The sequence below is a fragment of the Streptomyces sp. NPDC005963 genome, assembly GCF_040638655.1.
Classification (GTDB): Bacteria; Actinomycetota; Actinomycetes; order Streptomycetales; family Streptomycetaceae; genus Streptomyces.
The window spans coordinates 1-24,409 of sequence record NZ_JBEXVD010000016.1 but is presented as its reverse complement, the minus strand read 5'-3'; the positions used below and the strand labels follow the sequence as shown (position 1 = coordinate 24,409).

Below are 24,409 nucleotides of genomic sequence, written 5' to 3'. Positions count from 1 at the left end.
GGCGGGGGCTGCCCTGCGGCTCTCGGACTCCGTACCGGGCAGTGGATCTGTGACCTGGTGAACACTCTGTGCACCACCCGCTCCCACCCGGCGGGCCGGTGTCACACTTGGGCCGTGTTCGAACTCCTGCCGGGCATCGGACTGCGGCTGCCGCACCATGCCGGCACCCTGCGCTTCGGTATGAGCGAACACACCTCGCGCTGGGCCGTGTCGACCATCTGCGACATCCGTACGGAGTCCGTCTGCTGCGTGGCATGGGCGTTCAGCGGTGCGTACCGGGGCCTGGCCATCGACGTCCTCGGCGCACCGGAGGGGCAGCACGCCGGACGCCTCGGCTACGTGGAACTCAGACGGTCTCCGTGCGACTGTTCGGGGGCCGAGCCCCAAGGACCCGCCCTCGTGCCCGTGATGCACGAGGGCGTCGATCTGTTCGGCCGTCCCCGGGACGACGTCGCGAGCCATCTGCCGACGGATTCCCGGGTGAACCACGGCATTGCGCGCACCGGCGGCTACATTCAGTCGATCGGCCTCCGCAGCCCGTTCTGGGCCGTGTCGTACGACTAGGGGCACTGGTTCCGGAACGGCCCAATCGGCGTCGGTCAGATCGCCCTGCTGATCGTGCTGAGACCCAACGGCCATCGCTCGCCGACCTGCGACTACGCCGTGGGCGTCTTCATCAGCTCCACCAGGCTGGAGGCGCTGTCCGCCCCGTGCCCGGCGTCCATGCCGCGCCGGAACAGAGCGGCCACGGCGGCAGGCAGCGTGGTGTCGACGCCCGCGTCGGCGTTGGTGTGCAGTACGTGTTCGACGCTGGCCATGCCCATGGCCAGCCGTTCCACATCGCCGCCGTGCTCGCCGGCGTCGATGCGTTCGGCGTACACGGAGAGGAAGTCCGGCATCCCGGTCAGCAGCTCGGTGGCGTGCGGTAGGACGTCAGCCGCCGTGAGTCCGTTGGCGTCGGCGAGCGCGATGGCCTGCCAGTATCCGAGTACGGACGTCCAGAACATGCTCACGAGGATCTGGTACAGGAGCGCGGCCAGACCGGGATCGTCGCCCCGGTAGTCCGTGTCGGTCAGAACTTCGAGGGTGGACCGGTGCGCCTCGAACACCTCACGCGGCCCGCTGTAGAAGGTGGACGCCCCGGGCTGCCCGATGCCGGAAGGCGAGGCGTTGACGCCACCGGTGAGGTGGACCCCGCCGTGCTCGGACACCCACCGCGCCCCGGCTCGGGTCTTCTCCGGTGTGTCGGAGCTGAGGTTGACGAGTACGCGTCCGGCCAGGGCGTGGGAAGCCGGCTCCAGCACGGCGTACATCGTGTCGTAGTCGGTGAGGCTCAGGACGACCAGCTCACTGGCGGTCAGGGCGTCTTCGGCGCTCTTTGCGAGTACGGCGCCGCGCGCGACGAGGGCATCGGCACGGGATGGGGTGCGGTTCCACACGGTGACGGGGTGCCCCTTGTCGAGTAGCGCGTGGGACATCGCCTGCCCCATGGGGCCGAGTCCGATGACGGTCACGGACTGCTTGCTGCTCATGAGGAAGACCTCCGTGGGACGAGTGACGAGACGCCTAAAACGAACGCTCTATCTAGAGCGCGGGGGGCAATGTAACACGGTCCTAAAATGAACGCTCTAACCAGTAGGGTGTGCGCATGGGACAGGCCAGCACCCGGGACCGGATCGTCATCGCCGCGGCGCGCCTCTTGCAGCGCCAGGGGTATGTCGGCACGGGCATCAAACAGGTCGCCACGGAGGCGGAGGCCACACTGGGCTCCGTCTATCACTTCTTCCCTGGCGGCAAAGAGGCCGTTGCGGTTGCCGCCATCAAGCACAGCGGCCAGGAGTTTGCGGCGGTCCTCCGCGACACGCTGGACAGCGAGGAGGACCCGGGCGCGGGCGTCCAGGCCTGCGCCCGGCAACTCGCCGAAGGACTGCGTGCGTCGGGTTGGACCGATGGCTGCCCGGTCACGGCAGCGGCACTGGAGACCTTGGGAACCGACTCCGAAATCCAGCAGGCATGTGCCGACGCACTGCGCAGCTGGGAGCAGACGGTCGCCGACAAGCTCCTGCACTCCGGCTTCCAGGCCCGCGACGCCCGGGAGTTGGCGACCACCATCATCAGCGCCCTGGAAGGCGCCGAAGTGACGGCTCAGGTGAACCGCAGCGAGGAACCGCTGCGGGCGACGAGCCGACAACTGGCCCGCTTGATCGATTCCTACGGAACATCCCGCTCGTGAGAACCGCTCGTGAGAACCACTCGTTATCCGGGAGACAGGACGTGGGTCCGAGGACATGGGCCCGCACCCGTTGCACGGGAGGGGAAGCACCGCGGGCGGACCCCGTCACTGCCAGCCGATCACGATCAAGGACAGACCCACGGTGAACGCCCCGGCCAGCACCACCAGGTACGTGCCGTAGAACCTGCGGTAGCGGCGCAGCAGCAGCCCGAGCGCGGCGAACGCCAACCCGACCGTCAGGGTGCGTGAGCCCCGGGCGCCGGCCGATGCCAACAGCCAGTCGTCGACCGGTACACCGGCCCGCCCCGCCTCCGCCGCGTACACCTTGAACGGAACGCCGTTCCACGGTTGGTGGCGCACCGCGTCCGCCGACTCCGTCACCAACTGCTGTCGCACCTCGGCCCGCATCCGGTCCGTGGTCAGGGGTGCGGGCAGTGCCGTCCCCGCCGCCGCGAGCTGGAGCGCGAGCAGTGCCCCCGCGATGCTCCCCGCCCATGCGGTGGCCGACAGCCTCAGCGCCGCGCGGGGCGCAGCCGTACAGGCGATGGCCAACAGCAACTCCGGCATCAGCGGCCAACTCAACGCCTCGGCGAAGGCCCAGCCGAAGGCGATCAGCAGCCCCCAGCGGGAAGCGGCCCGGGAGGCCACCCAGCGCCGCACGCCGGAGTCCCGCAGGGATTCCGCGTTGGTCCTCCGGTGCAGCGCCGCGACCTCGTCGCGGGCCTCCTCCGGGGTGGCCGTCGACGGCAGGGGCGCCCCGATCCGCACCCTCACCAGGGAGGAGCGGAGCCGTCCGTGCTTGGGCAGCAGCCGGTCCGTCCCTGCGATCCCGACCGGCACCACCGGTACCCCGGCGGACTGCGCCAGGACGAGCGCGCCCCGGTGGAAGGCACCCACCGAGCCGTTCGAGCCACGGGTGCCCTCCGGGAAGAGCACCACGGCCCGCCCCGCGCGCAACTCCTCGGCCATCGACAGCAGATCTCCCATCCCGCCGCCCGTGCGCCGCAGCGGGAAGCCGGCCGCGAGCCGTCGACAGATCCGGCTGCGCCACCGCGAGGCGAACCAGTAGTCCGCCGCCGCGCCGATCAAGGGGGTGTGCCGGGCGTCGAGGGCCGCGAGCAGGGCGGCCGTATCGGCGTGCGAGGAGTGGTTGGCGACGACGACACAGCCGCCCCGGGGCAGCCGCCCGCGGCGCTCCACCCCACCGGTGAGGGTGAGCACGGTCCACCACAGGGCGCGGCGGAGCGCGGACGCCACCCGCGATCGGGCGGGCCGCTCCTCTTCGACGAGCCCGCGACCCGCGGTGGGGGAGTGCTCCGGGGCGCCGGCCGGACCGTGGGAGGTGCTCGGCTCGGTGTCTCGGAGGGTCCGTTCGCGGGTTCGTACGCGGGCTAGTTCGCGGGTCGGCCGGCGCCAGCCGCGGGCGGTCATGCGCCGACCACCATGGCCAGCACCAGCGCAGGCAGCAGGGAGTCGATGCGGTCCAGGAGTCCGCCGAACCCCGGCAGCCAACTTCCCGCGTCCTTCACGCCCGCCTCCCGCTTGACCATCGACTCCAACAGGTCCCCGAGTACGCACCCGAGCAGCACCGCCGCCCACAACTGTGGTGTGAAGGCGCCGACCGCGAAGAGCACCAGACCGGTGGCCACCGCGGCTCCCGCCACGCCCGCCCAGGTCTTGTTCGGCGACAGCGGGGACAGGGGCCGGGCGAGCGGGCCGCGCCGTCCCAGTGCGGTGCCGCCGCACCAGGCACCCACGTCACCGAGCGCCACCGCGAGCCCCACCGCGACCGCCGTGTCCCCGAGCGTCACCAGGCCGGTCAGCGCCACCGGGATCCACAGCAGACCGAAGACGGAGCGCGCCGCCCGGGTGAATCCCGTGGTGTGGTCCCCGGACATCAGTGGCGGTACGGCGGCGAGCAGCAACAGCACTGCGGCGGCCCGTAGATCCAGTACGTGCGGTGCTCGCCACGCCAGGACGGGCAGGACGAGCGCAGCCGTCACCAACACCGCCCGGTCGGGCCGGCCCAGTTCGGCCATCCGCGCGTACTCGCCGACGGCGATCACCCCGAGCACGGCCGCGAGGGCGAACGCCCCGCCGGCGCCGAGGTAGAGCGAGCCGAGGAACACGGGTGCGGTCAGTGCCCACGTACGCCACCGGCGGCGCAGTTCCGCCCGCATCCGGACCCGCGCGGGCAGGGCGGCGACCGCGAAGCCGCCGGCGCCCAGGGCCCCGGCGACCAGGGGGAGCGCCCGTCCCATGGCGTCGCCGACGACCAGGAAGCCGCTCATCGGGCGAGCTCCTTCCAGAGAGCACCGCACCGGAGCACGGCCGTCAGCGTCGAACCGACCGCGATGACCACAAGGACGGGAACGGCCCAGCCCGTCGCGGCGGCGATCAGCACCAGCAGACAGCGTTCGGTCTTGCCCATCGGGCCGCCGTTGCGGCGCGGAGCACCGGCCGCCGCACCGGCGAGGGACACCCACGACGGCAGGGTCGCCGCCAACGCCGTGACCGCGACCAGCCAGAGCGGCGCCAGGCTGAGAAATCCGGCCAGCACCACCAAGTCCGCGATCCGGTCGCCGAGTTCGTTGAGCAGTGCGCCGCGGCGCGTGGTGCGTCCGGTGTCCCGTGCCAGGGCCCCGTCGAGATTGGCGAACGCCAGGCGCGCGGCGAGTAGAAGGGCGACCGGGACCGCGGCGAGCGGTGCGGGTAGCCAGGCGAGCGCCGTCGCGGCTCCGGCGGCGCACACCACACCGGCCGCGGTCAGCGCGTCGGGCGACACCTCGCGGCGGGCGAGTGCGCCGCGGACCCCGGAGAGTCGGGCCGCGTACCAGGGCTTGAGGGAGTAGAGGCCGTTCATATGTTCAACTCTCCAGCGGTGGCTTGTTCTTCACCACGCGCCGAATACTCACTTCGTTAATGAGTACGACCTGGCTGCGGGACCGGAGAGACTCAGTCGTATGTCTGAGACAGTCGGGTCGGTCCGTACCGCTCACACCCATCAACTCACCCCTGCCGAACTGGACGCGATCCGCGGCCTGCTGGACCTCGCCTTCGACGGGGACTTCAGCGCCGAGGACTGGGACCACTGCCTCGGCGGTGTGCACGCCGTGGTGTACGACGCCGACGGCGTTCCCGTCGCCCATGGCTCGGTGATCATGCGCAGGGTCGTCCATCGGGGGCGTTCGTACCGCGTGGGATACGTCGAAGGGGTCGCGGTCCGGGCGCAGGAGCGGCGCGGGGGGCTCGGCGGCCGGGTGATGGAGGCCCTGGAGGGGGTCATCGACCGGGCGTACGATTTCGGTGCCCTGTCCGCGTCCGATGCGGGCGCCGCGCTCTACCGTTCGCGCGGCTGGACGCTATGGCGGGGCCGGATCGAGGCCGCAAGCCCGGACGGACCGGTTCCGCTGCCGGACGAGGAGGACTCCACCTTCGTGCGGTCGGCACGGGGGTCGGGGGCGTCGTGGGTCCCGCCCGAGGCGCTGGTGTTCGACTGGCGCGACGGGGACGTGATGTGACGTGCCGGCCGTCCTTGGGAGCGGTGGGGGACGGCCGCTCCGTCCCGCTGGCCGACGGGGAGCGTGGCCGTGCGGGTCCTGCCAGGGCTCTGGGGGTGGAGGAGTTCGGCCCGGTTCATCCCATGGACTGCGTTCGGCCCCACCCTCCTGACCTGCGGGTTCCATGATTTCCGTCTCAGATAGTAGGAAGTCCGACTACTTGTAGAGACACAGGAGCCCCACTGCCCTAGCTTTGTAGAAGCCGAACGTCTCGCTTGATCCAGCGAATGGCGTGCGTGAGCAACGACCCCGGCAGGTGACCCCTGCGGCGTGCTCCCCGCCCCAACCGGCGCCTCGATATCTCCGTGATCTCAAGGAGTCGATCACCATGCCAGCTGAGACCGCCCGCCGCGTCCGCCATGCCTCCCACGCCAGTGAGTCCGACCGCAAGAACGCCGCGGCAGCGCTCCAGCGTGCCCTCGACCGTCGTGACAACGGCGGCTCGACCGGTCACTGACCTCCGGCGGGCCCGTCGAGCGCCCTGTGCGCCATCGCGTCTTGACGGCCTGCTCGTGTTCGCCCGCCGTACCGAGCCACCCGCTCCCGCGGATCGGCCCGGCTCGGCACCGAACGGTGCAGCCCTTGCGCGGCGTTCAGCCCGCGGGGTGCTCCACCGCCAGCACTCGGTCCACACTGTGGACATCACATGTCATGGGATGGGACGGAGAGTAGGGTGCCGGACATGTCTCGGAGCCTCAATCTCGCAGTCATCCCCGGCGACGGCATCGGCCAAGAGGTCGTGGCCCAGGGTCTGAAAGTCCTGTCCGCGGTCCTTCCGCAGGACGTGAAGCTGGAGACCGAGAAGTACGATCTCGGCGCCCAGCGCTGGCACCGCACCGGTGAAACCCTGCCCGACGCGGAGTTGGAAGCCCTCAAGGCGCACGACGCGATCCTGCTCGGTGCCATCGGCGATCCGACCGTACCCTCCGGCGTGCTGGAGCGCGGGCTGCTGCTGAAGCTGCGCTTCGCCTTCGACCACTACGTCAACCTGCGTCCTTCCAAGCTGTTCCCGAACACCGCGACTCCGCTGGCGGGCCGCCCGGAGATCGACTTCGTCGTCGTCCGGGAAGGCACCGAAGGCCCGTACACGGGCAACGGCGGTTCCCTGCGCACCGGTACGCCCGCCGAGGTGGCCACCGAGGTCAGCGTGAACACCGCGTACGGCGTGGAGCGCGTCGTCCGGGACGCCTTCGAGCGGGCCAACTCCCGTCCGCGCAAGAAGTTGACGCTGGTCCACAAGAACAACGTCCTGGTCTACGCCGGACACCTGTGGAAGAACATCTTCGACGCGGTGGCCGCCGAGTACCCTGACGTCACCACCGACTATCTGCACGTCGACGCCGCGACGATCTTCTTCGTCACCCAGCCGGAGCGCTTTGACGTCATCGTCACCGACAACCTCTTCGGTGACATCCTCACCGACCTCGCCGCCGCCGTGACCGGCGGCATCGGCCTGGCGGCCTCCGGCAACATCAACCCGACGGGTGCCTTCCCGTCCATGTTCGAGCCCGTCCACGGCTCGGCGCCCGACATCGCGGGCACCGGCAAGGCGGACCCGACGGCCACCATCCTCTCCGTCGCCCTCCTCCTGCGTCACCTCGGCTTCGAGGCCGAGGCCGTGCGCATCGAGGAGGCGGTCTCCGCCGACCTCGCGGGCCGCGACGGCACGTTCCGTACCACGGACGAGATCGGCGACGCGCTCGCGGCGCGAGTAGCGGGCTGACCCGACGCTTCCACCCAAGCCGCCGGGTCGCACTTCGCACCCGGCGGCTTCACCTGTACGGCTTCCGGGTGTCACCATTCATCCTGGACTGATTCACGCCGTTCCCCCGCTTCCACCCCCGTTTCTCGCATTCACCCCTTCGGGCGATAATCGAGACGGGCCGTGGGCTCGCGGTAATGCTCGGACGTCCTAGGAAGTGGCTTCACAGTAGCGTCGTCCGCCCGGAGGGCGAGTGCGCGTGCCAGGGCACGACAGACGGGACGTTGAAGCCACGACCGGGCATCGGCGGCGGCGTGAGTGCGGTCCGTCACAACCAACGGTGAAGGACACTCCTCATGACGACGCCCTCGATCGAGCTCAAGCCTTCGGCCCATCCGCTGTCCGACGCGGACCGCGAGGCGATCCTGGCCAACCCCGGGTTCGGCCGCCACTTCACCGATCACATGGTGACGATCAAGTGGACCGACGGCCGTGGCTGGCACGATGCGCAGCTCACCCCGTACGGGCCGCTGTCGATCGACCCGGCCAATATGACCCTGCACTACGCCCAGGAGATCTTCGAGGGCCTCAAGGCGTACCGCCGTCCCGATGGCACGGTCGCCACCTTCCGCCCGGACGCCAACGCGGCCCGCTTCCAGCGCTCGGCCCGTCGGCTCGCCATGCCGGAGCTCCCCGTCGAGCTGTTCATCGAGGCGTGCGACGTCCTCATCCAGCAGGACAAGGCATGGGTTCCGGGGCACGGCGGCGAGGCATCGCTCTATCTGCGTCCCTTCATGATCGCAACCGAGGTGGGGCTGGGCGTCCGCCCCGCCAACGAGTACCTCTTCCTCGTCATCGCATCGCCGGCCGCGTCCTACTTCCCCGGTGGGGTCCAGCCCGTCTCCGTCTGGCTCTCCGAGAACTACGTCCGTGCGGTCCCCGGCGGCATGGGCTTCGCCAAGACCGGCGGCAACTACGCAGCCTCCCTCCTCGCCCAGGCCGAGGCCGCGGACAAGGGCTGCGACCAGGTCGTCTGGTTGGACGCGCTGGAGCACCGGTGGGTCGAGGAGATGGGCGGGATGAACCTGTACTTCGTGTACGGGAACCGCATCGTCACCCCGGAGCTGACCGGGTCGCTCCTCGCCGGCGTCACCCGTGATTCGCTCCTCACGCTCGCCAAGGACCTCGGTTACGAGGCCGGCGAGGGCCGCATCTCCACCGAGGACTGGAAGCGCGACACCGAGAACGGCACGCTGACCGAGGTCTTCGCCTGCGGCACCGCGGCCGTGATCACCCCCCTCGGCTCGGTGAAGTCCGCCGGCGGCGAGTGGACCCAGGGCGACGGCCAGCCGGGCGAGGTCACCCTGCGGCTCCGTAAGGCGCTGCTGGACATCCAGACCGGAGCCGCGCCCGATGAGCACGGCTGGATGCACCCGCTGGGTTAGAGCCCTCGGAGCCCGGAAGCCAGGCTCCGTTTCCGTCCGCGCACGCCCCCGTCCCGAGTCGGTGAGGATGGGGGCATGCGCGCGATCGAGCGGGACGAGGAACTGGCCGAGGCCGTACGGCTGCGGGAGAGCGGCAACGCGGACGAGGCGCGGCTGCGCCTTCAGGCCCTTAGTGAGAGTTGGCCGGACGACGCCCGGATCGCCTATCAGACCGCCTGGGCGCATGACGTCCTCGGCAGGGAAGCCGAAGCAGTGCCCCACTACGAGCGGGCACTGAGGGTGACCTCTCCCGCGTTGCCACCCTCCGACCGGAGCGAGGCCCTCCTCGGCCTCGGCAGTACCTATCGGGTGCTCGGCCGTTTCCACGAGGCCGGCACCACCCTGCGGCGCGGTGTCGCCGAATTCCCGGAGCACGGCGCGCTCCGCGCGTTCTTGGCGATGGCCCTGCACAACGAGGGCCGGCATCAGGAGTCCGTACGACTGCTCCTTGAACTCCTCGCCGAGACGAGCGCGGACGAGACGGTACGGGAGTACCGGCGGGCGATCGGGGTGTACGCCCGCGATCTCGACAGCACGGTGGGGTAGCCGGGCCCGTCACACGGTCTCCTGGGGCGCCGCAGACATCCCCTTTTCGAGTGCTGCTCAATTCTTTGAACTTGGCTTCTCCTAGATTCTTTCCTCCGGCGCATCTCGTGTTTAGAGTGACACTCTAACGATGAGGCATGGAGGTGTGGAGAAGTGCGACTGACCCCCACCGAGCGAGATCGGCTGCTGCTGTTCAGCGCCGCGGAGCTCGCCCGGGCGCGACGGGCACGTGGCCTGCGGCTCAATGTGCCCGAGGCGACGGCACTGATCGCGGACACCGTCTGTGAAGCCGCCCGCGACGGTCGACGGCTCGCGGAGGCCATCGATGCCGCCCGGGCCGTGCTGGGGCCCGACGACGTACTGCCCGGGGTCGTCGATGTGGTCACCGAGGTCCATGTGGAGGCCGTCTTCGACGATGGGTCCCGACTGGCCGTGGTCAGCGATCCGATCGGTGGCGCCGGCCTTGGCGACGCGGCACCGGGCGCGGTCCTGCCGGGCCCGCTCACGCCCGAAGCGGAACCGGCGCTGCGGCTGACGGTCCACAACACCGCGGCGGTCCCGATCAGCGTGACCTCGCACTACCACTTCTTCGAGACCAACCCACGGCTCGACTTCGACCGCGCCGCCGCGTACGGGATGCGACTGTGCGTCCCGGCCGGCTCCTCCGTCCGCTTCGATCCGGACGCCCGGGTCGAAGTCGAACTGCTGCCGATCGGAGGGGCCCGGGTCGCGATCGGTTTCGCCGGACTGGTCGACGGTCCGCTCGACGCCCCGGGAGCCAAGGAAGAGGCCCTGCGCCGGGCCGCCGCCTGTGGATATCGAGGAGCCCGCCCATGACGCCCCCACCCCGCCCCGCCTCGCCCCGCCCTTCACGCCGTGCGACGGCCGTTGACCACACGACGGAGCTGCACTGATGGCCGGAATCGATCCCCATGAGTACGCCGCGGTGCACGGCCCCCGGGCGGGTGACCGGGTGGTCCTCGGCGATTGCGGTCTGGTCGTCCGGGTCGAGTCCGACGCGCAGAAACCGGGGGACGAGTTCCTCGCCGGTTTCGGCAAGACGGCCCGCGACGGACTCCACCTCAAGGCCGCGGCCGTACGCGAGACCTGTGATGTCGTCATCAGCAATGTCCTGGTCATCGATGCGGTGCAGGGGATCCGGAAGGTCTCCATCGGCATCCGGGAGGGGCGGATCGCCGGCATCGGCCGGGCCGGCAACCCCGACACCCTCGACGGCGTGGACGTCGTCGTCGGCACCGGCACCACCATCGTCTCGGGCGAGGGCCTGATCGCCACCGCCGGCGCCGTGGACACCCATGTCCATCTCCTCTCGCCCAGGATCATGGAGGCGTCCCTCGCGAGCGGGGTCACCACCATCATCGGCCAGGAGTTCGGCCCGGTCTGGGGCGTCGGTGTCAACTCGCCCTGGGCGCTGCGCCACGCCTTCAACGCCTTCGACGCCTGGCCGGTCAACATCGGCTTTCTGGCCCGCGGATCGTCCTCGGACGCGGCGCCGTTGGTGGAGGCGCTGGCGGAGGGCGGGGCCTGCGGGTTCAAGGTCCACGAGGACATGGGCGCACACACCCGGGCGTTGGACACCGCGCTACGGGTCGCGGAGGAGCACGATGTCCAGGTCGCCCTGCACAGCGACGGGTTGAACGAGTGCTTGTCGGTGGAGGACACCCTCAAGGTGCTGGACGGCCGGACGATCCACGCCTTCCACATCGAGGGGTGTGGCGGCGGTCATGTGCCCAATGTGTTGAAGATGGCCGGGGTGCCGAACGTCATCGGCTCGTCCACCAACCCGACGCTTCCCTTCGGCCGGGACGCCGTCGCCGAGCACTACGGGATGATCGTCTCCGTCCATGATCTGAAGACCGATCTCCCCGGTGACGCCGCCATGGCCCGCGACCGCATCCGGGCCGGGACCATGGGCGCAGAAGACGTGCTCCACGACGTCGGCGCCATCGGCATCACCTCGTCCGACGCGCAGGGCATGGGCCGGGCCGGCGAAACCGTGCGGCGGACCTTCGCCATGGCCGGCAAGATGAAGGCCGAACGCGGGCCCGTCGAGGGCGACGGGCCGCACGACGACAACGGGCGCGTCCTGCGGTACATCGCCAAGCTCACCATCAATCCGGCCATCGCCCACGGCCTCGCCCATGAGATCGGCTCGATCGAGGTGGGCAAGCTCGCCGACATCGTCCTCTGGCAACCCCGGTTCTTCGGCGCCAAACCCCAACTCGTACTGAAGTCGGGCTTCCCCGCGTACGGAGTCACCGGCGACCCCAACGCGGCGACGGACACCTGCGAACCACTGGTGCTCGGACCCCAGTTCGGGGCGTACGGAGCGACCGCGGCCGACATCTCGGTGGCCTTCGTCGCCGGAGCGGCCGTCGATCTCGGGGGCGATCTGATGCCCACCCGCAGACGGCGGGTCGCGGTCCGCGGCACCCGCGGCATCGGCCCGGCCGACCTGCGGTTCAACTCGCGCACCGGTGCCGTGGACGTGGATGCCCACAGTGGACTGGTCACCCTCGACGGCACCCCGATCCGTTCCGAGCCGGCCGACGCCATCTCGCTCAACCGCCTCTACTTCCTCTGACCGCCGCCCTCCCGCGGCCCCACGACGACCCATCAGGAGTGACCCCATGTTCCACATGCCGCCCGAGTGGGCACCGCACGAACGCACCTGGATGGCGTGGCCGGTGCCCAACCCCACCTTCACCGGTGCGGACCTCACCGCGGCCCGACGGGCCTGGGCCGATGTGGCCCGTGCGGTACGGCGCTTCGAGCCGGTCACCGTGGTCGTCGGCCCGGACGGCACCGACGAGGCACGGGACCTGCTCGGCCCGGGGATCGACATCGTCGAGCGCGAACTCGACGACGCGTGGATGCGCGACATCGGCCCCACGTTCGTCACGGACGGCAGCCGGTTGGCCGCCGTGGACTGGGTGTTCAACGGCTGGGGCGCACAGGAGTGGGCCCGCTGGGAGCACGACTCCACGATCGCCCGTGCGGTGGCGGACCTCGCGGGCGTTCCCGTGCACTCCTCGCCCCTGGTGAACGAGGGCGGCGGCATCCACGTCGACGGCCGGGGCACGGTGCTGTTGACGGAGACCGTGCAACTCGGCCCGGAGCGCAATCCGGGCTGGACCAAAGCCGAGGTGGAGGCCGAGATCCACACCCAGCTGGGCACGACCAAGGCGATCTGGCTGCCGCGGGGGCTGACCGCGGACTATCCGCCGTACGGCTTCGGCACCCTGGGCCACGTGGACATCGTCGCTGCCTTCGCGGGCCCCGGCGTCATCGTCGCCCACACCCAGCCGGACCCGGACCACCCCGACCATGGGCCGTGCGCCGAGAACGTCGCGTACCTGCGGACCTGCACGGACGCACAGGGCCGCCCCTTCGAGGTGGTCGAGGTCCCGGCGCCCACGGCCGTGCGCGACGAGGAGGGCGGCTGGGCCGACTACTCGTACATCAACCACTACGTCTGCAACGGCGCGGTCATCCTCTGCGCCTTCGACGATCCACGGGACGAGGAGGCCGCGGCGATCTTCCGGCGGCTCCATCCCGAGCGCGAGGTGGTCCTGGTCGACGCACGGACGATCTTCGCGGGCGGGGGCGGCATCCACTGCATCACCCAGCAGCAACCGCGGGTATGAGCCATCGCCCGCACCGATGGTGCGTGATCCGATAGAACGTACGGGTGAACGCGATGCCCCACCTGCCGGATCGCGGCGGGGCCGGGAACGGCGTGCCGCCCGGGCCGACGCCGCTCGGACGGCCACCGTCCCGACGCCCGCTCCCGGCCACCCCGCGACCACACCCGAGCCACTCCCGACCGTATGGAAGGCAGCCTGTGACCCCCTCCCGGCGCCGCAACATCGCGCCGCCCCGCGAGTCCGTCCTGGCCACCGCCATGGCCACCATCGCCGCACACGGTCTCGACGGGCTCACCATGGCGGCCCTCGGCCGTGAGGTGGGCATGAGCAGCGGGCACCTCCTCTACTACTTCCGCAGCAAGGACGAACTGCTGCTGGAGACCCTGGAGTGGAGCGAGGGCCGGTTGGGCGCCGAGCGGAGCGCGCTGCTCTCACATCCGGCCCCGGCCCGTGAGCGGCTGCGGTCCTATGTCGAGCTCTATCTGCCCGAGGGGCCGCGCGACCCCCATTGGACCCTCTGGCTCGAAGTGTGGAACCGCTCCCAGAACGCCGGTGAGCGGGCGCGGTTGCGCCAGGCCGCGATCGAGGGCGCCTGGCATCGCGATCTGGTGGCACTGGTCGCCGAGGGGATGTCCCGCGAGGAGTTCCGGGCGGTCGATCCCGACCGTTACGCCACCCGGTTGCGGGCGCTCCTCGACGGCTTCAGCGTCCATATCGCGGTCGGCATCCCCGGTACGGAACGGTCCCAAGTCCTCGTACACACAAGCGAGTTCCTCGAAGAGACGCTCTACTCGTCCGTCGAGTGATGCATCGTCAGATGCAGGGGGCGGGCCCATGACCACCAGGGGAACGCAAGGCACGCAAGTACACGGGATCGTTGTGCCGACCGGCCTTGTCGGGCCCCGGGCCGTCCGGCACGGTGGTCCGCCATGGGACGAGCGCAGTGGAAGAAGATCTGGGTCGGATCCGCCGGCAACATGGTCGAGTGGTTCGACTGGTTCGTGTACGCGAGCTTCGCCACCTACTTCGCGGGTGCCTTCTTCCCCGAGGGCAACGACACCGCCAAGCTGATGAACACCGCCGGGATCTTCGCCGTCGGCTTCTTCATGCGGCCGGTCGGCGGCTGGCTGCTCGGCCGGGTCGCCGATCGCAAGGGCCGCAAGACGGCCCTGACCCTGACCGTCACCCTGATGTCCGCCTCGGCGTTGCTGATCGCGATCGCGCCCACCTACTCGGTGGCGGGTTACGGCGGGGCCGCGGTCCTGCTGGTCGCCCGACTCCTCCAAGGGCTCTCCGTCGGCGGCGAGTACGCGGCCAGCGCCACCTACCTCACGGAGGCTTCGCCGCCCGAGCACCGGGGCTTCGCCTCCAGCTTCCAGTACGTCTCGATGACCGCCGGCCAGATCCTCGGTCTGGGAATCCTGATCATTCTCCAGAACACCATGTCGTCCCAGGCCCTGCACAGTTGGGGTTGGCGCATCCCCTTCATCATCGGGGCGCTGGCCGCCGCCGTGGTGTTCTATCTGCGCCGCGCCATGCTGGAGACCGAGGTGTACGAGGAGTCCGGCGACGACACGCCCGATCGCCTCAAGGGCACGATCACGGCCCTCCTCGGCCACAAGCGGGAAGCGTTCCTGGTCATCGCGTTGACGATGGGCGGGACCGTGGCCTACTACACGTACACCACCTATCTCACCAAGTACCTCTCCCACAGCGCCGGACTGCCCAAGGAGACCGCGACCCTGGTCTCCTTCTGTGCGCTGATCATCTTCGCCTGTCTCCAGCCGCTGGCCGGTCGGCTCTCCGACCGGATCGGCCGCCGCCCGCTCCTGATCACCTTTGCGCTGGGGTCGACCTTCCTGACCGTGCCGATCATGACCATGCTCCGGCACGCGGGCTCCTTCTGGCCCGCCTTCGGGCTCTCCCTGCTCGCCCTGGTGGTCATCACCGGATACACCTCGATCAACGCATGCGTGAAGGCGGAACTCTTCCCCACCGGAGTGCGCGCCCTCGGCGTCGCCCTGCCGTACGCCATCGCCAACGCCCTGTTCGGAGGGACCGCCGAGTACGTGGCGCTCTGGTTCAAGGACGCCGGCATGGAATCGGGGTTCTTCTGGTACGTCGCGGGATGTGCGGCGGTCTCACTGATCGTCTATCTGACGATGCGGGAGACCAGGGACATCGACCTCAAACGGGTGGGGGCAGCCGCGGGACACGATGCACCGGCTCCCGCACAGGTCGCCGCCCGCTGACGCGCCCTCGTTCCGGCCGCATGGCCTGAGCAGGGCGGTTAGCCGGGCGTGGGCCGGCTTCCGTCCACCCGATGGCCACGGTGCCCGCATCGTGAGACTGCTTGCCCAGGGCGGCGGGTGCTGTGGCACACTTCTCGCGTGCTTTCGTTCGCCATGATTATGGGCAGCAGGCGCGCCGGTCCGCAGTGATCGCCTCGTGCAACCGTGCGACGCGCTCATCGTGCCTCAGACCCGCGCGCAAACCTCTCGCACCCGCGAGGGGTTTTTTCGTTTTCTGGCCCCAACCCTGGTCGAAAACGGACAGCGCGCGAAGATGGGGGCAAGTGGAGCCAGTAATTCCGGGAGCCACTCATCCGACAGGAGCAACACAGCCATGACCACACAGCCCACGGATACGGGTACGGCGTCCGACGCAGGCTTCCGCGTCGACGACGGCTTCCACGTCTTCGACACGACGCTCCGCGACGGCGCCCAGCGTGAGGGCATCAACCTCACCGTCGCCGACAAGCTGACCATCGCCCGGTACCTGGACGAGTTCGGTGTGGCTTTCATCGAGGGCGGCTGGCCCGGCGCCAACCCCCGCGACACGGAGTTCTTCGCCCGCGCCCAGCAGGAGATCACTTTCCAGCACGCCCAACTGGTCGCCTTCGGCGCCACTCGTCGCGCGAATGGCAAGGCTGCTGAAGACCCCCAGGTCAGGGCGTTGCTTGAGTCCGGCGCGCCCGTGATCACCCTGGTTGCCAAGGCGCACGACCGGCATGTGGAACTGGCCCTGCGCACCACCCTCGAAGAGAACCTGGAGATGGTCCGCGACACCGTCTCCTACCTCCGTTCGCAAGACCGCCGGGTCTTCGTCGACTGCGAGCACTTCTTCGACGGCTACCGGGCCAACCCCGAGTACGCCAAGTCCGTCGTCCGCACCGCGGCCGAGGCCGGGGCGGACGTCGTCGTGCTGTGCGACACCAACGGCGGAATGCTCCCCGCACAGGTGCAGGCCGTCGTCGCCACCGTGCTCGCCGACACCGGCGCTCGCCTCGGCATCCACGCCCAGGACGACACCGGTTGCGCGGTCGCCAACAGCCTCGCCGCCGTCGACGCGGGCGCGACGCACGTCCAGTGCACGGCCAACGGCTACGGCGAGCGGGTCGGCAACGCCAACCTCTTCCCCGTGGTCGCCGCCCTGGAACTGAAGTACGGCAAGAAGGTGCTGCCCAGCGGTGCACTCGCCGAAATGACCAGGATCTCGCACGCCATCGCCGAGGTCGTCAACCTCGCACCCTCCACCCACCAGCCCTATGTGGGTGTTTCCGCCTTCGCCCACAAGGCCGGGCTGCACGCCTCCGCGATCAAGGTCGACCCCGACCTCTACCAGCACATCGACCCCGAGATGGTCGGCAACACCATGCGGATGCTCGTCTCCGACATGGCCGGTCGCGCCTCCATCGAGCTCAAGGGCAAGGAACTGGGCGTCGACCTCGGCGGTGACCGCGAGCTGATCGGCAGGGTCGTCGAGCGGGTCAAGGAGCGCGAGCTCCAGGGCTACACCTACGAGGCCGCCGACGCCTCCTTCGAACTGCTGCTGCGGGCCGAGGCCGAGGGCAGGGTGCGCCGCTACCTCCACACCGAGTCCTGGCGGACCATCTCCGAGAACCGCCCGGACGGCACCCACGCCAACGAAGCCACCGTGAAGCTCTGGGTGAAGGGCGAGCGGATCGTCGCCACAGCCGAGGGCAACGGGCCGGTCAATGCGCTGGACCGGGCGATGCGTGTCGGTCTGGAGCGGTTCTATCCGCAGCTGGCCAAGCTGGAGCTGATCGACTACAAGGTCCGCATCCTCGAAGGCCGCCACGGCACCGAGTCCACCACCCGGGTACTGATCACCACGGGGGACGGCACCGGCGAATGGGCCACGGTCGGCGTCGCCAACAATGTGATCGCCGCTTCCTGGCAGGCACTGGAGGACGCCTACACCTACGGTCTGCTGCGGGCCGGAGTGGAACCGACCGAATAGCCCGGACGGAACAGCATGTCGCTACTTGTCCTGAAACAGCTGCTTTCAAGGTAGCGTCGAAGGATGAGGACCAGGCTGCTTTCCGCACTGTCCGGTCTGCTGCTGGCGCTCTCGGCCGCCGCCCTCGGGACGGCTCCGGGAGCGCAGGCGGCCACCGGAACCGACTCGGTGGCCACCTCGGGCGTGACCATGCAGGTCACCAGCCCGGAAACCGTGGCCGACGCCTTCCAGGACGGCCCCGTCTACGTCGATCCGCGCGCCGCCGCACAACTGTCGCGGCAGGACGCCGACGCACTGGCCAAGAAGATCAAGGACGCGGACAAGCCGCTGTTCGTCGCCGTCCTGCCGGTCGCCCCCGACTATCCGGCCGCCACCGTACTGCCGGCGATCCGCACCGACACGGGGATCACCGGCCTCTACGCGATCCGGCTCGGTGACGGCTTCAATGCGGGCGCGGACCGTGCCGTCCTGTCGAACCAGGCGGTCCAGAACCTGGTCACGGCGGTGAAGACACCTCCGGGCGCCGATGCGGCGACCCAGTTGAACAACTTCGTCGACCAGGCACTGCCCCAGATGCGGGGAAGCGCCCCCGCCTCCTGGGGCTCGACCGGCTCGGGCGGATATGACTCCGCCGTCAACACCGGTGCCCTGATCACCTTCGGTGCGCTCCTGGCCGCCGGCGGTGCGGGCGCCTACACCGTCGTGCGCCGCCGCAAACGCCAGAAGGCCGCCGAGGAACGTGCTGCGCTCGACCGGCTGCGGGTGGTCGTGGACGAGGACATCACGGCCTTCGGGGAAGAGCTGGACCGGCTGGACTTCCACCCCTCGGAGAAGGGCGCCGACGACGCGATGCGCGCCGACTACGAGCGCGCCCTCGACGCCTACGACCAGGCGAAGTCACGGATGGGTGCCGCCGCTCACCCCTCGGACGTGCGCACGGTGACGCGCGCCCTCGACGACGGCCGGTTCAGCCTGGCCGTGCTGGACGCCCGACGCACCGGTCGTACGCTGCCCGAGCGCAGGCCGCCCTGCTTCTTCGATCCCCGACACGGCCCGTCGACGGCCGACCGGGTCTGGACCCCGTCCGGGGGAGCCTCCCGCGAGGTGCCGGTGTGTGCGGCGGACGCCGCCCGGCTGGATGACGGAGAGACCCCGCTCGCCCGTACGGTCGAGACCGAAACCGGTCGGCGCCCGTACTGGGAGGCAGGCCCCGCGTACGGGCCCTGGGCCGGTGGCTACTTCGGCGGCGGTCTGCTGCCGGGACTGCTCGTGGGCACGATGCTCGGCAGCATGTTGTCCTCACCCGCGTATGCCGCCGAGTACGGCGGGGACGGGTTCGAAGGGGCCGCCGGCGGCGACTTCTCGGGGGCCGACTTCAACGCATCGGACTTCGGCGGAGGCGGCGACTGGGGCGGTGGGGGCGGAGGCTTCGACGGCGGCGGGTTCTGACGCCCTTCGCCCGGTGCCTTTGTGCGGCCTCGGTGCCTTCGTACGCGCCTGTGGCGGCGGGCGCTCCCATGCAGAGCGCCCGCCCCGGCCGTGGGGGACGGCAGGACGGGCGCGCTCTGGGTGCCCTCGACGGGCAGCGGGTCAGGCGTTCTTGATGGCGGAGATGTCGAAGTTCAGCTTGACCTTGTCGCTGACCATCACGCCACCGGTCTCCAGCGCGGCGTTCCAGGTGAGGCCCCACTCGGAGCGCAGGATCTCGGCGCTGCCCTCGAAGCCGATGCGCTCGTTGCCGTAGACGTCCTTGGCGGCGCCGTTGAACTCCAGGTCGATCGCCAGCGGGCGGGTCACGTCCTTGATGGTCAGGTCACCGGTCACCCGGTACTGGTCGCCGCCGACCTGTTCGGCGTTGGTCGAGCGGAAGGTCATCAGGGGGAACTGCTCGACGTCGAAGAAGTCACCGCTGCGCAGGTGGCCGTCACGGTCGGCGATGCCGGTGTCGATGCTGCCGATCTTGACGTCGATCACGGCGCGGGAAGAGGCGGGGTCGTTGCCGTTCAGCACCAGATTGCCCTCGTGCTCCGCGAAGGTGCCGCGGACGTTGGTGACCATGGCGTGGCGGACGGTGAAGCCGATGCTGGTGTGAGCGGGGTCGATGGTGTATTCACCGCTCAGAGCGGCCAGCGCGGGATCCACCGTGGCGGTGGTGGCGGTGGGGGCGGCGGCCTTGCGGTTGAACAGACCCATGACGTTCTCCTTGGGGGGATGGAATGTTGTTAAACCTTCAACGAGATTGACTGTAGAAGCATTCCGTTCAAATTTCAACTTCTTCTGGCGTCACGCCCGGGAAGGGGGTGCGTCACGCCGGCGAGAAGCGTGATGGCTTGACAAGATGTCCATCATTGGAAATCTTGTCAAGCATGGATCGGGCATCGGATCGGGCATCGGCAACTCCCCACTACCTCGACGAACGAACCGGCGACACCTACCCCCTCACCGGGCCGCGCTGGCGCGCCGACAACGGAAATCCGCTCTCGGTGACCCCGCTCCCCGGCATCACCCGGCAGGACGTCGACACCACCGTCCGCTCGCTCTGGCGCTATCGAGCCGCCCTCCCCGTCGACGTGCCCCACCCCGTCTCGCTCGGCGAAGGCCGCACCCCCCTGATCGAAGGAGAGTGGGACGACGTTCCGGTCGCCTTCAAGGCGGAGTGGTTCGGCCCCACCGGTAGCTTCAAGGACCGCGGCACCACGGTGATGGTCTCCTTCCTCGCCCAACAGGGCATCACCGACGTCATCGAGGACAGCTCGGGCAACGGTGGCGCCTCCGTCTCCGCGTACTGTGCCGCCGCGGGCATCCGGGCCACCATCCTCGTCCCGGCCGCCACCTCACCCGCCAAGATCCTCCAGAGCCGGGCGTACGGGGCGACCGTGGAACTGGTGCCGGGCGATCGCGAGGCCACCGCCGCCGAAGCCCTGCGCCGATCCGCCGTGACCGGCTACGCCAGCCACAACTGGCACCCCCTCTTCCTTCAGGGGACCAAGACCCTCGCGTACGAGATCTGGGAGGACCTCGGCTTCGAGGCACCCGACCAGGTGGTGACCGTGGCCGGAGCCGGCAGCACCGTACTCGGCTGTGCGCTGGGCTTCGGTGAACTGCTCGCCGCCGGGCAGATCGAACGCCTTCCCCGACTGCTGGTCGCCCAACCCGCCAACTGCGCACCCCTCCACGCCGCCTTCCAAGCCGGGGCGGAGCAGGCCGTCCCCGGCCGGTGGGCGCCGACCATCGCCGAGGGCACCGCGATCGAGCGGCCCGTCCGACTCCCCGAGGTGCTCCGGGCGATCCGACGCTCCGACGGAGACACGGCAGCCGTCCCCGAAGCCGACATCCGGACAGCCGTACGGCGCCTGGCGGCACGAGGGCTGTACGTGGAACCGACCAGCGCCACCGCCGCCGCTGCGATCGGCACCTTCGTCGCACGCGGTCTGATCCGACCGGGCGACCGGACCGTCGTCGTCCTCACCGGCTCCGGACTCAAGGCCCCCGCCGCCCTGGCCGACGTACTCGACGGGAACGACGCCCCATGACCGTCGAGGACGAACTGCTGCTGCGCGAGGCGGAGAAGATCACCACCGCGATCGGCCGGATGTTCCCCGGCCTGTGCGAGGTGGTCCTCCACGACCTGCGCGACCCCGACCACTCGCTGCGCGCGATCGAGAACAACCTCTCCGGTCGGACCGTGGGGGAGCCCGCCACCGAACTGGGCCGCGCCCGCATCCAGGACCCCGACTTCCCGGGCGTCGTCCAGAACTACCCCAACCGCTTTCCTGACGGCCGCGCCGCCAAGAGCACCTCCATCGGCATCAAGAACAGCACCGGCGCCTACGTCGCCGCGATCTGCCTCAACCTCGACATCTCCGTGTTCGACGGCGTCGTCAACGGCATCGGCCGGCTGATCGCGACCGACGAGGCCGAACAGCCCCTGCACGAGACCCTCCGCGCCCGAACCGTCGACGAACTGCACGGAGTGGCCCGTGACTTCGCCGCCCGACGCGGCCGATCACCCCAGACGCTGACCACGGCCGACAAGCGCGAACTGGTCCGCACCCTCGAAGCGCAAGGCTTCCTCCAGGTGAAGCACGCCGTACGGACCCTCGCGGGAATCCTGGGGGTCTCCCGGGCGACGGTCTACAACCACCTGCGGAACTGACGGACACGGCCGTCGCCTCCTTGGGGCACACGACCCCGGCGAGGAGAGTGGACGTGCCCCGCCCGGGGCTCGACCGCTCCCGCCAGCGGAGGTAGCCGTGCCGCACCCGTCCTTCGGATCCCGCCGGGCCTTCCTCACCGGCATCGGCGCCGGAGCCCTGACCCTGTACCCGTCCGCACGGGCCGCGCCCGCACCCCCACGCCCGAGCGCCGACGTCTTCGCCACGCTCAGACGGCGCTGGCGGGAGATCAGTCTGGGCACCGGATACGACCCTTCCGCCGAGCCGTACGCCTCCCGCATCGCCCGTACCGTGCGCCTCGCCGAAACCGTCCGCGCCACGATGGCCCCCACCCGCGGCTCCCTCTGGCCCGACCACCCCTTCGACCCGCCCGCCGGGATCACCCAGAGCTACGGCCGGCTGTGGACCATGGCACGAGCCCACGCGCACACCCAGGACCCCGACGCCCTCGCCGACGTCCTGCGCGGTCTCGACCACCTCGCGGCCACCGTCTACCACCCCGGCACCACCCGCTACGGCAACTGGTGGGAATGGCAGATCGGCAGCCCCCGCCTCCTGATGGACCTCACCACCGTCCTGTACGACCACCTCACCGAAGGACAGCGTCGAGCGGCCTGCGCCGCCGTCGACCACTTCATCCCCGACGCCCTCCTCCACACCTACGCCGGCACCTCCACCGGCGCCAACCGCGTCGACCTCTGCCGATCGGTCGTGCTGCGCGGCATCCTGGGCGACGCACCCGAGCGCATCGCCCTCGCCGTCGACGCACTGTCTCCCGTCTTCCCCCATGTGACCGAGGGCGACGGCCTCCACGCCGACGGATCGTTCGTGCAGCACACGTCCGTCGCCTACTCCGGCACCTATGGCCAGGTCCTGCTCGACGGCCTCGCCCGGCTCTTCGTGCTGCTCGCCGACTCCCCCTGGGCCGTCGTCGATCCGCTACGACGGAACGTCTTCGACAGCGTGGAGCACGCGTACGCCCCCTTGATCCACGACGGTCTGATGATGGACTGCGTCAACGGTCGGGCGATCAGCCGCGGACTCCTCGGCCACGACGACGACCGGATCATGCGCAGCGACCACTTCCACGGGCACGCGATGATCGGCGCGATCGCCCTGCTCGCCGAGGCGTCGACCGCGTCCGAGCGGCAACGCTGGCACGCACGGATCAAGGGCTGGATCGCCCGGGACACCACCACCCCGATCCTCACCAGCGCCCAGTACGGGGTGGCCGACCTCGCCCGCCTCCACACCATCGCCCACGGACCGGCACCCGTAGCGCCCGAACCGATCGGGCACCGGCTCTTTCCGGCCATGGACCGCGCCGTACACCGACGCCCGGGGTGGGTGGCGAGCATCGCCATGGCCTCGAACCGGATCTCGTCCTACGAGTGCGGCAACGGCGAGAACCCACGGGGCTGGCACACCGGGGCCGGAATGCTCTCCTGGTGGCCGGAGGGGTCCGGGGGCGACCAGTACACGGACTGGTTCTGGCCGACCGTGGACTGGTACCGGCTGCCCGGTACCACCGTCTCCACCCGACGGCTCCCCGACCGTGCCGGCGGGGAGTGGGGCGTGCCCAGGCCCGACGTCCGCTGGGTGGGCGGGACCACCGACGGCGAGTACGCCGCGATCGGCCAGCACCTGCGCGGTCTCGGCTCCACGCTCCGGGCCCGCAAGTCCTGGTTCTGCGTCGACGACGCCGTCATCTGTCTGGGGGCCGGGATCAGCTGTGGCGACGGCGTTCCCGTGGAGACGGTCGTGGACAACCGGCGACTCGACCCCACGGGGACCGCACGCCTCGTCCGCGGTCCCGGCTGGGCGCATCTGGAGGGACACGGTGGTTGGGTCCTGCTCCCCGGTACGGGCCATCTCCGCACCCTGCGCGAACGGCGCACCGGGGCCTGGAGCGACATCAATACGTCGAGCACCACCGAGCGGGCGACCCGCGACTACCAGACGCTCTGGCTCGACCACGGCACCGATCCGGTCGACGCGACGTACGCCTATCTGCTGATGCCGGGCGCGACCCGGCGGGCGGTCGCGGCCCGAGCGGGTCAAGCGCACCGGCTGTCGATCCTGGCCAACGACGACTCCCGGCAGTCGGTGTCGCTACCGTCGCTCGGACTGCTGGCGGCCAACTTCTGGTGCCCGGGTACGGTGGGGCCCTTGATCGCGAGCGCTCCCGCCAGCGTTCTGGTGCGGCCCGCCCCACCTCGGGCGTCGGAGCGGGCCCGTGCTCCCGAGGTCGTCACCGTGTGCGTCAGCGATCCCGAACGCTCCGGCGCTCCCCTGGACATCGTCTGGAATCGCCCCGTGCGGGAGGTGCTCCACCACGATCCGGGGATGGAGGTACGCGGCGTGGGACGGTCGCTGAGGCTCCGGCTCAGCGGGTCCGAGCGCGGCGAGACCCTTCGCTGCGTTGTGACCCCCGTATGAACACTTTATGGAAACTCCACAAAGATCAGTGGTCCCGAGCTGGTGGTTGGGCCGCTGTACTGGATGCTTCTGTGGGAGGCCCACAGGAGATCGGTCGCGAGACTGTACAGAGTCAACGGGATGGTTTTCTTGGTCCCGTCCGTAGGGTCGGTGTATGACCGTTGTGGACGAGACTTCCAGCGAGACCGCCGACACCCGAGGACGGGTGGCGGAGCTGCATGACCTGCGGGCGCGGGCGGCGGCCGGGCCGAGTGATCGGGCGACCGAGGCGCAGCATGCGAAGGGGAAGTTGACGGCGCGTGAGCGGATTGCGTTGTTGCTGGATGAGGGTTCGTTCCG

At 70.1% G+C, this 24,409-nt stretch carries 22 protein-coding genes and 1 pseudogene; 18 read left to right on the top strand and 5 right to left on the bottom strand.

The features are described from left to right. The first annotated feature begins 114 nt into the window (after positions 1-114). Positions 115-564, top strand: coding sequence for a hypothetical protein (locus ABZ348_RS21255; RefSeq protein WP_358935270.1), 450 nt, complete (start codon positions 115-117; stop codon positions 562-564). Positions 565-656: 92 nt separating this feature from the next. Here ABZ348_RS21255 and ABZ348_RS21250 read toward each other — a convergent pair whose 3' ends face one another. Further along, on the bottom strand, positions 657-1,532 hold the full coding sequence (locus ABZ348_RS21250; protein ID WP_358935268.1) for an NAD(P)-binding domain-containing protein: 876 nt from the start codon (positions 1,530-1,532) through the stop codon (positions 657-659). 116 nt (positions 1,533-1,648) lie between these two features. Between ABZ348_RS21250 and ABZ348_RS21245 the strand changes: the two genes are divergently transcribed. Then, positions 1,649-2,233 carry a TetR/AcrR family transcriptional regulator gene (locus ABZ348_RS21245; RefSeq protein ID WP_358935266.1) on the top strand — a complete coding sequence of 195 codons (585 nt, stop codon included), beginning with the start codon at positions 1,649-1,651 and terminating at the stop codon, positions 2,231-2,233. A gap of 105 nt (positions 2,234-2,338) precedes the next feature. Here ABZ348_RS21245 and ABZ348_RS21240 read toward each other — a convergent pair whose 3' ends face one another. From ABZ348_RS21240 to ABZ348_RS21230, 3 genes are read right to left on the bottom strand one after another with little or no spacing between them, the layout of a single operon-like run. Further along, positions 2,339-3,664: a lysophospholipid acyltransferase family protein gene (locus tag ABZ348_RS21240; protein ID WP_358935264.1), complete on the bottom strand. Its 1,326-nt coding sequence runs from the start codon at positions 3,662-3,664 to the stop codon at positions 2,339-2,341. Beyond that, positions 3,661-4,524 carry a phosphatidate cytidylyltransferase gene (locus tag ABZ348_RS21235; RefSeq protein WP_358935262.1) on the bottom strand — a complete coding sequence of 288 codons (864 nt, stop codon included), beginning with the start codon at positions 4,522-4,524 and terminating at the stop codon, positions 3,661-3,663. The genes ABZ348_RS21240 and ABZ348_RS21235 overlap by 4 nt, the downstream gene beginning before the upstream one ends. Beyond that, entirely contained in the window at positions 4,521-5,096 is a 576-nt protein-coding gene (locus ABZ348_RS21230) for a CDP-alcohol phosphatidyltransferase family protein (protein WP_358935260.1), read from the bottom strand. Before ABZ348_RS21230 ends, ABZ348_RS21235 begins: the two co-directional genes overlap by 4 nt. Before the next feature lie 100 nt (positions 5,097-5,196). On the opposite strand from ABZ348_RS21230, the gene ABZ348_RS21225 reads away from it, so the two are divergent. The 12 genes from ABZ348_RS21225 (at position 5,197) to ABZ348_RS21170 (ending at position 18,905) form a co-directional block, all read left to right on the top strand. Continuing rightward, entirely contained in the window at positions 5,197-5,754 is a 558-nt protein-coding gene (locus ABZ348_RS21225) for a GNAT family N-acetyltransferase (protein ID WP_358935258.1), read from the top strand. A gap of 367 nt (positions 5,755-6,121) precedes the next feature. Further along, the gene (locus ABZ348_RS21220) at positions 6,122-6,250 is read left to right on the top strand and encodes a hypothetical protein (RefSeq protein ID WP_285366387.1); all 129 of its coding nucleotides are present in this window, start codon (positions 6,122-6,124) and stop codon (positions 6,248-6,250) included. Positions 6,251-6,475: 225 nt separating this feature from the next. Continuing rightward, entirely contained in the window at positions 6,476-7,516 is a 1,041-nt protein-coding gene (locus ABZ348_RS21215; protein WP_358935256.1) for a 3-isopropylmalate dehydrogenase, read from the top strand. Positions 7,517-7,851: 335 nt separating this feature from the next. Continuing rightward, positions 7,852-8,940: a branched-chain amino acid aminotransferase gene (locus ABZ348_RS21210; RefSeq protein ID WP_358935254.1), complete on the top strand. Its 1,089-nt coding sequence runs from the start codon at positions 7,852-7,854 to the stop codon at positions 8,938-8,940. Positions 8,941-9,015: 75 nt separating this feature from the next. Then, positions 9,016-9,525 carry a tetratricopeptide repeat protein gene (locus ABZ348_RS21205; protein WP_358935252.1) on the top strand — a complete coding sequence of 170 codons (510 nt, stop codon included), beginning with the start codon at positions 9,016-9,018 and terminating at the stop codon, positions 9,523-9,525. 153 nt (positions 9,526-9,678) lie between these two features. Continuing rightward, positions 9,679-10,362: an urease subunit gamma gene (gene ureA / locus ABZ348_RS21200; protein ID WP_358935250.1), complete on the top strand. Its 684-nt coding sequence runs from the start codon at positions 9,679-9,681 to the stop codon at positions 10,360-10,362. A 76-nt stretch (positions 10,363-10,438) separates the two neighbouring features. Next, the gene (locus tag ABZ348_RS21195) at positions 10,439-12,130 is read left to right on the top strand and encodes an urease subunit alpha (protein WP_358935248.1); all 1,692 of its coding nucleotides are present in this window, start codon (positions 10,439-10,441) and stop codon (positions 12,128-12,130) included. Between the two features lie 46 nt (positions 12,131-12,176). After that, a complete protein-coding gene (locus ABZ348_RS21190; RefSeq protein ID WP_358935246.1) occupies positions 12,177-13,193 on the top strand; it encodes an agmatine deiminase family protein in 1,017 nt (338 codons plus the stop codon). A 257-nt stretch (positions 13,194-13,450) separates the two neighbouring features. Then, positions 13,451-13,999 carry a TetR/AcrR family transcriptional regulator gene (locus ABZ348_RS21185; RefSeq protein WP_358935482.1) on the top strand — a complete coding sequence of 183 codons (549 nt, stop codon included), beginning with the start codon at positions 13,451-13,453 and terminating at the stop codon, positions 13,997-13,999. 123 nt (positions 14,000-14,122) lie between these two features. After that, complete coding sequence (locus tag ABZ348_RS21180; RefSeq protein WP_358935244.1) at positions 14,123-15,445, top strand: MFS transporter; 1,323 nt, start codon at positions 14,123-14,125, stop codon at positions 15,443-15,445. A gap of 373 nt (positions 15,446-15,818) precedes the next feature. Next, complete coding sequence (cimA, locus tag ABZ348_RS21175) at positions 15,819-17,456, top strand: citramalate synthase (RefSeq protein ID WP_358935242.1); 1,638 nt, start codon at positions 15,819-15,821, stop codon at positions 17,454-17,456. 63 nt (positions 17,457-17,519) lie between these two features. Continuing rightward, the gene (locus ABZ348_RS21170; protein WP_358935240.1) at positions 17,520-18,905 is read left to right on the top strand and encodes a hypothetical protein; all 1,386 of its coding nucleotides are present in this window, start codon (positions 17,520-17,522) and stop codon (positions 18,903-18,905) included. A gap of 141 nt (positions 18,906-19,046) precedes the next feature. On the opposite strand, the gene ABZ348_RS21165 is transcribed toward ABZ348_RS21170, so the two are convergent. Beyond that, positions 19,047-19,649 (bottom strand): YceI family protein, encoded by a 603-nt coding sequence (locus tag ABZ348_RS21165; protein ID WP_358935238.1) that lies wholly within the window; start codon positions 19,647-19,649, stop codon positions 19,047-19,049. A 173-nt stretch (positions 19,650-19,822) separates the two neighbouring features. Between ABZ348_RS21165 and ABZ348_RS21160 the strand changes: the two genes are divergently transcribed. From ABZ348_RS21160 to ABZ348_RS21145, 4 genes and pseudogenes are all read left to right on the top strand, one after another. Then, entirely contained in the window at positions 19,823-20,989 is a 1,167-nt protein-coding gene (locus ABZ348_RS21160; protein ID WP_358935236.1) for a threonine synthase, read from the top strand. Continuing rightward, positions 20,986-21,612 (top strand): PAS domain-containing protein, encoded by a 627-nt coding sequence (locus ABZ348_RS21155; protein ID WP_358935234.1) that lies wholly within the window; start codon positions 20,986-20,988, stop codon positions 21,610-21,612. Before ABZ348_RS21160 ends, ABZ348_RS21155 begins: the two co-directional genes overlap by 4 nt. A gap of 157 nt (positions 21,613-21,769) precedes the next feature. Continuing rightward, the gene (locus ABZ348_RS21150) at positions 21,770-24,070 is read left to right on the top strand and encodes a polysaccharide lyase 8 family protein (protein WP_358935480.1); all 2,301 of its coding nucleotides are present in this window, start codon (positions 21,770-21,772) and stop codon (positions 24,068-24,070) included. A 154-nt stretch (positions 24,071-24,224) separates the two neighbouring features. Further along, positions 24,225-24,409, top strand: a pseudogene (locus ABZ348_RS21145) (methylmalonyl-CoA carboxyltransferase); the annotation flags it as partial.

Coding starts and splice junctions, on each gene's coding strand:
- ABZ348_RS21155 (WP_358935234.1), top strand. CDS start 20,986: ATGACCGTCGAGGACGAACTGCTGCTGCGCGAGGCGGAGAAGATCACC.
- ABZ348_RS21160 (WP_358935236.1), top strand. CDS start 19,823: ATGGATCGGGCATCGGATCGGGCATCGGCAACTCCCCACTACCTCGAC.
- ABZ348_RS21165 (WP_358935238.1), bottom strand. CDS start 19,649: ATGGGTCTGTTCAACCGCAAGGCCGCCGCCCCCACCGCCACCACCGCC.
- ABZ348_RS21250 (WP_358935268.1), bottom strand. CDS start 1,532: ATGAGCAGCAAGCAGTCCGTGACCGTCATCGGACTCGGCCCCATGGGG.
- ABZ348_RS21185 (WP_358935482.1), top strand. CDS start 13,451: ATGGCCACCATCGCCGCACACGGTCTCGACGGGCTCACCATGGCGGCC.
- ABZ348_RS21235 (WP_358935262.1), bottom strand. CDS start 4,524: ATGAGCGGCTTCCTGGTCGTCGGCGACGCCATGGGACGGGCGCTCCCC.
- ABZ348_RS21240 (WP_358935264.1), bottom strand. CDS start 3,664: ATGACCGCCCGCGGCTGGCGCCGGCCGACCCGCGAACTAGCCCGCGTA.
- ABZ348_RS21225 (WP_358935258.1), top strand. CDS start 5,197: ATGTCTGAGACAGTCGGGTCGGTCCGTACCGCTCACACCCATCAACTC.
- ABZ348_RS21215 (WP_358935256.1), top strand. CDS start 6,476: ATGTCTCGGAGCCTCAATCTCGCAGTCATCCCCGGCGACGGCATCGGC.
- ABZ348_RS21220 (WP_285366387.1), top strand. CDS start 6,122: ATGCCAGCTGAGACCGCCCGCCGCGTCCGCCATGCCTCCCACGCCAGT.
- cimA (WP_358935242.1), top strand. CDS start 15,819: ATGACCACACAGCCCACGGATACGGGTACGGCGTCCGACGCAGGCTTC.
- ABZ348_RS21245 (WP_358935266.1), top strand. CDS start 1,649: ATGGGACAGGCCAGCACCCGGGACCGGATCGTCATCGCCGCGGCGCGC.
- ABZ348_RS21170 (WP_358935240.1), top strand. CDS start 17,520: ATGAGGACCAGGCTGCTTTCCGCACTGTCCGGTCTGCTGCTGGCGCTC.
- ABZ348_RS21180 (WP_358935244.1), top strand. CDS start 14,123: ATGGGACGAGCGCAGTGGAAGAAGATCTGGGTCGGATCCGCCGGCAAC.
- ABZ348_RS21205 (WP_358935252.1), top strand. CDS start 9,016: ATGCGCGCGATCGAGCGGGACGAGGAACTGGCCGAGGCCGTACGGCTG.
- ABZ348_RS21195 (WP_358935248.1), top strand. CDS start 10,439: ATGGCCGGAATCGATCCCCATGAGTACGCCGCGGTGCACGGCCCCCGG.
- ABZ348_RS21230 (WP_358935260.1), bottom strand. CDS start 5,096: ATGAACGGCCTCTACTCCCTCAAGCCCTGGTACGCGGCCCGACTCTCC.
- ABZ348_RS21210 (WP_358935254.1), top strand. CDS start 7,852: ATGACGACGCCCTCGATCGAGCTCAAGCCTTCGGCCCATCCGCTGTCC.
- ABZ348_RS21190 (WP_358935246.1), top strand. CDS start 12,177: ATGTTCCACATGCCGCCCGAGTGGGCACCGCACGAACGCACCTGGATG.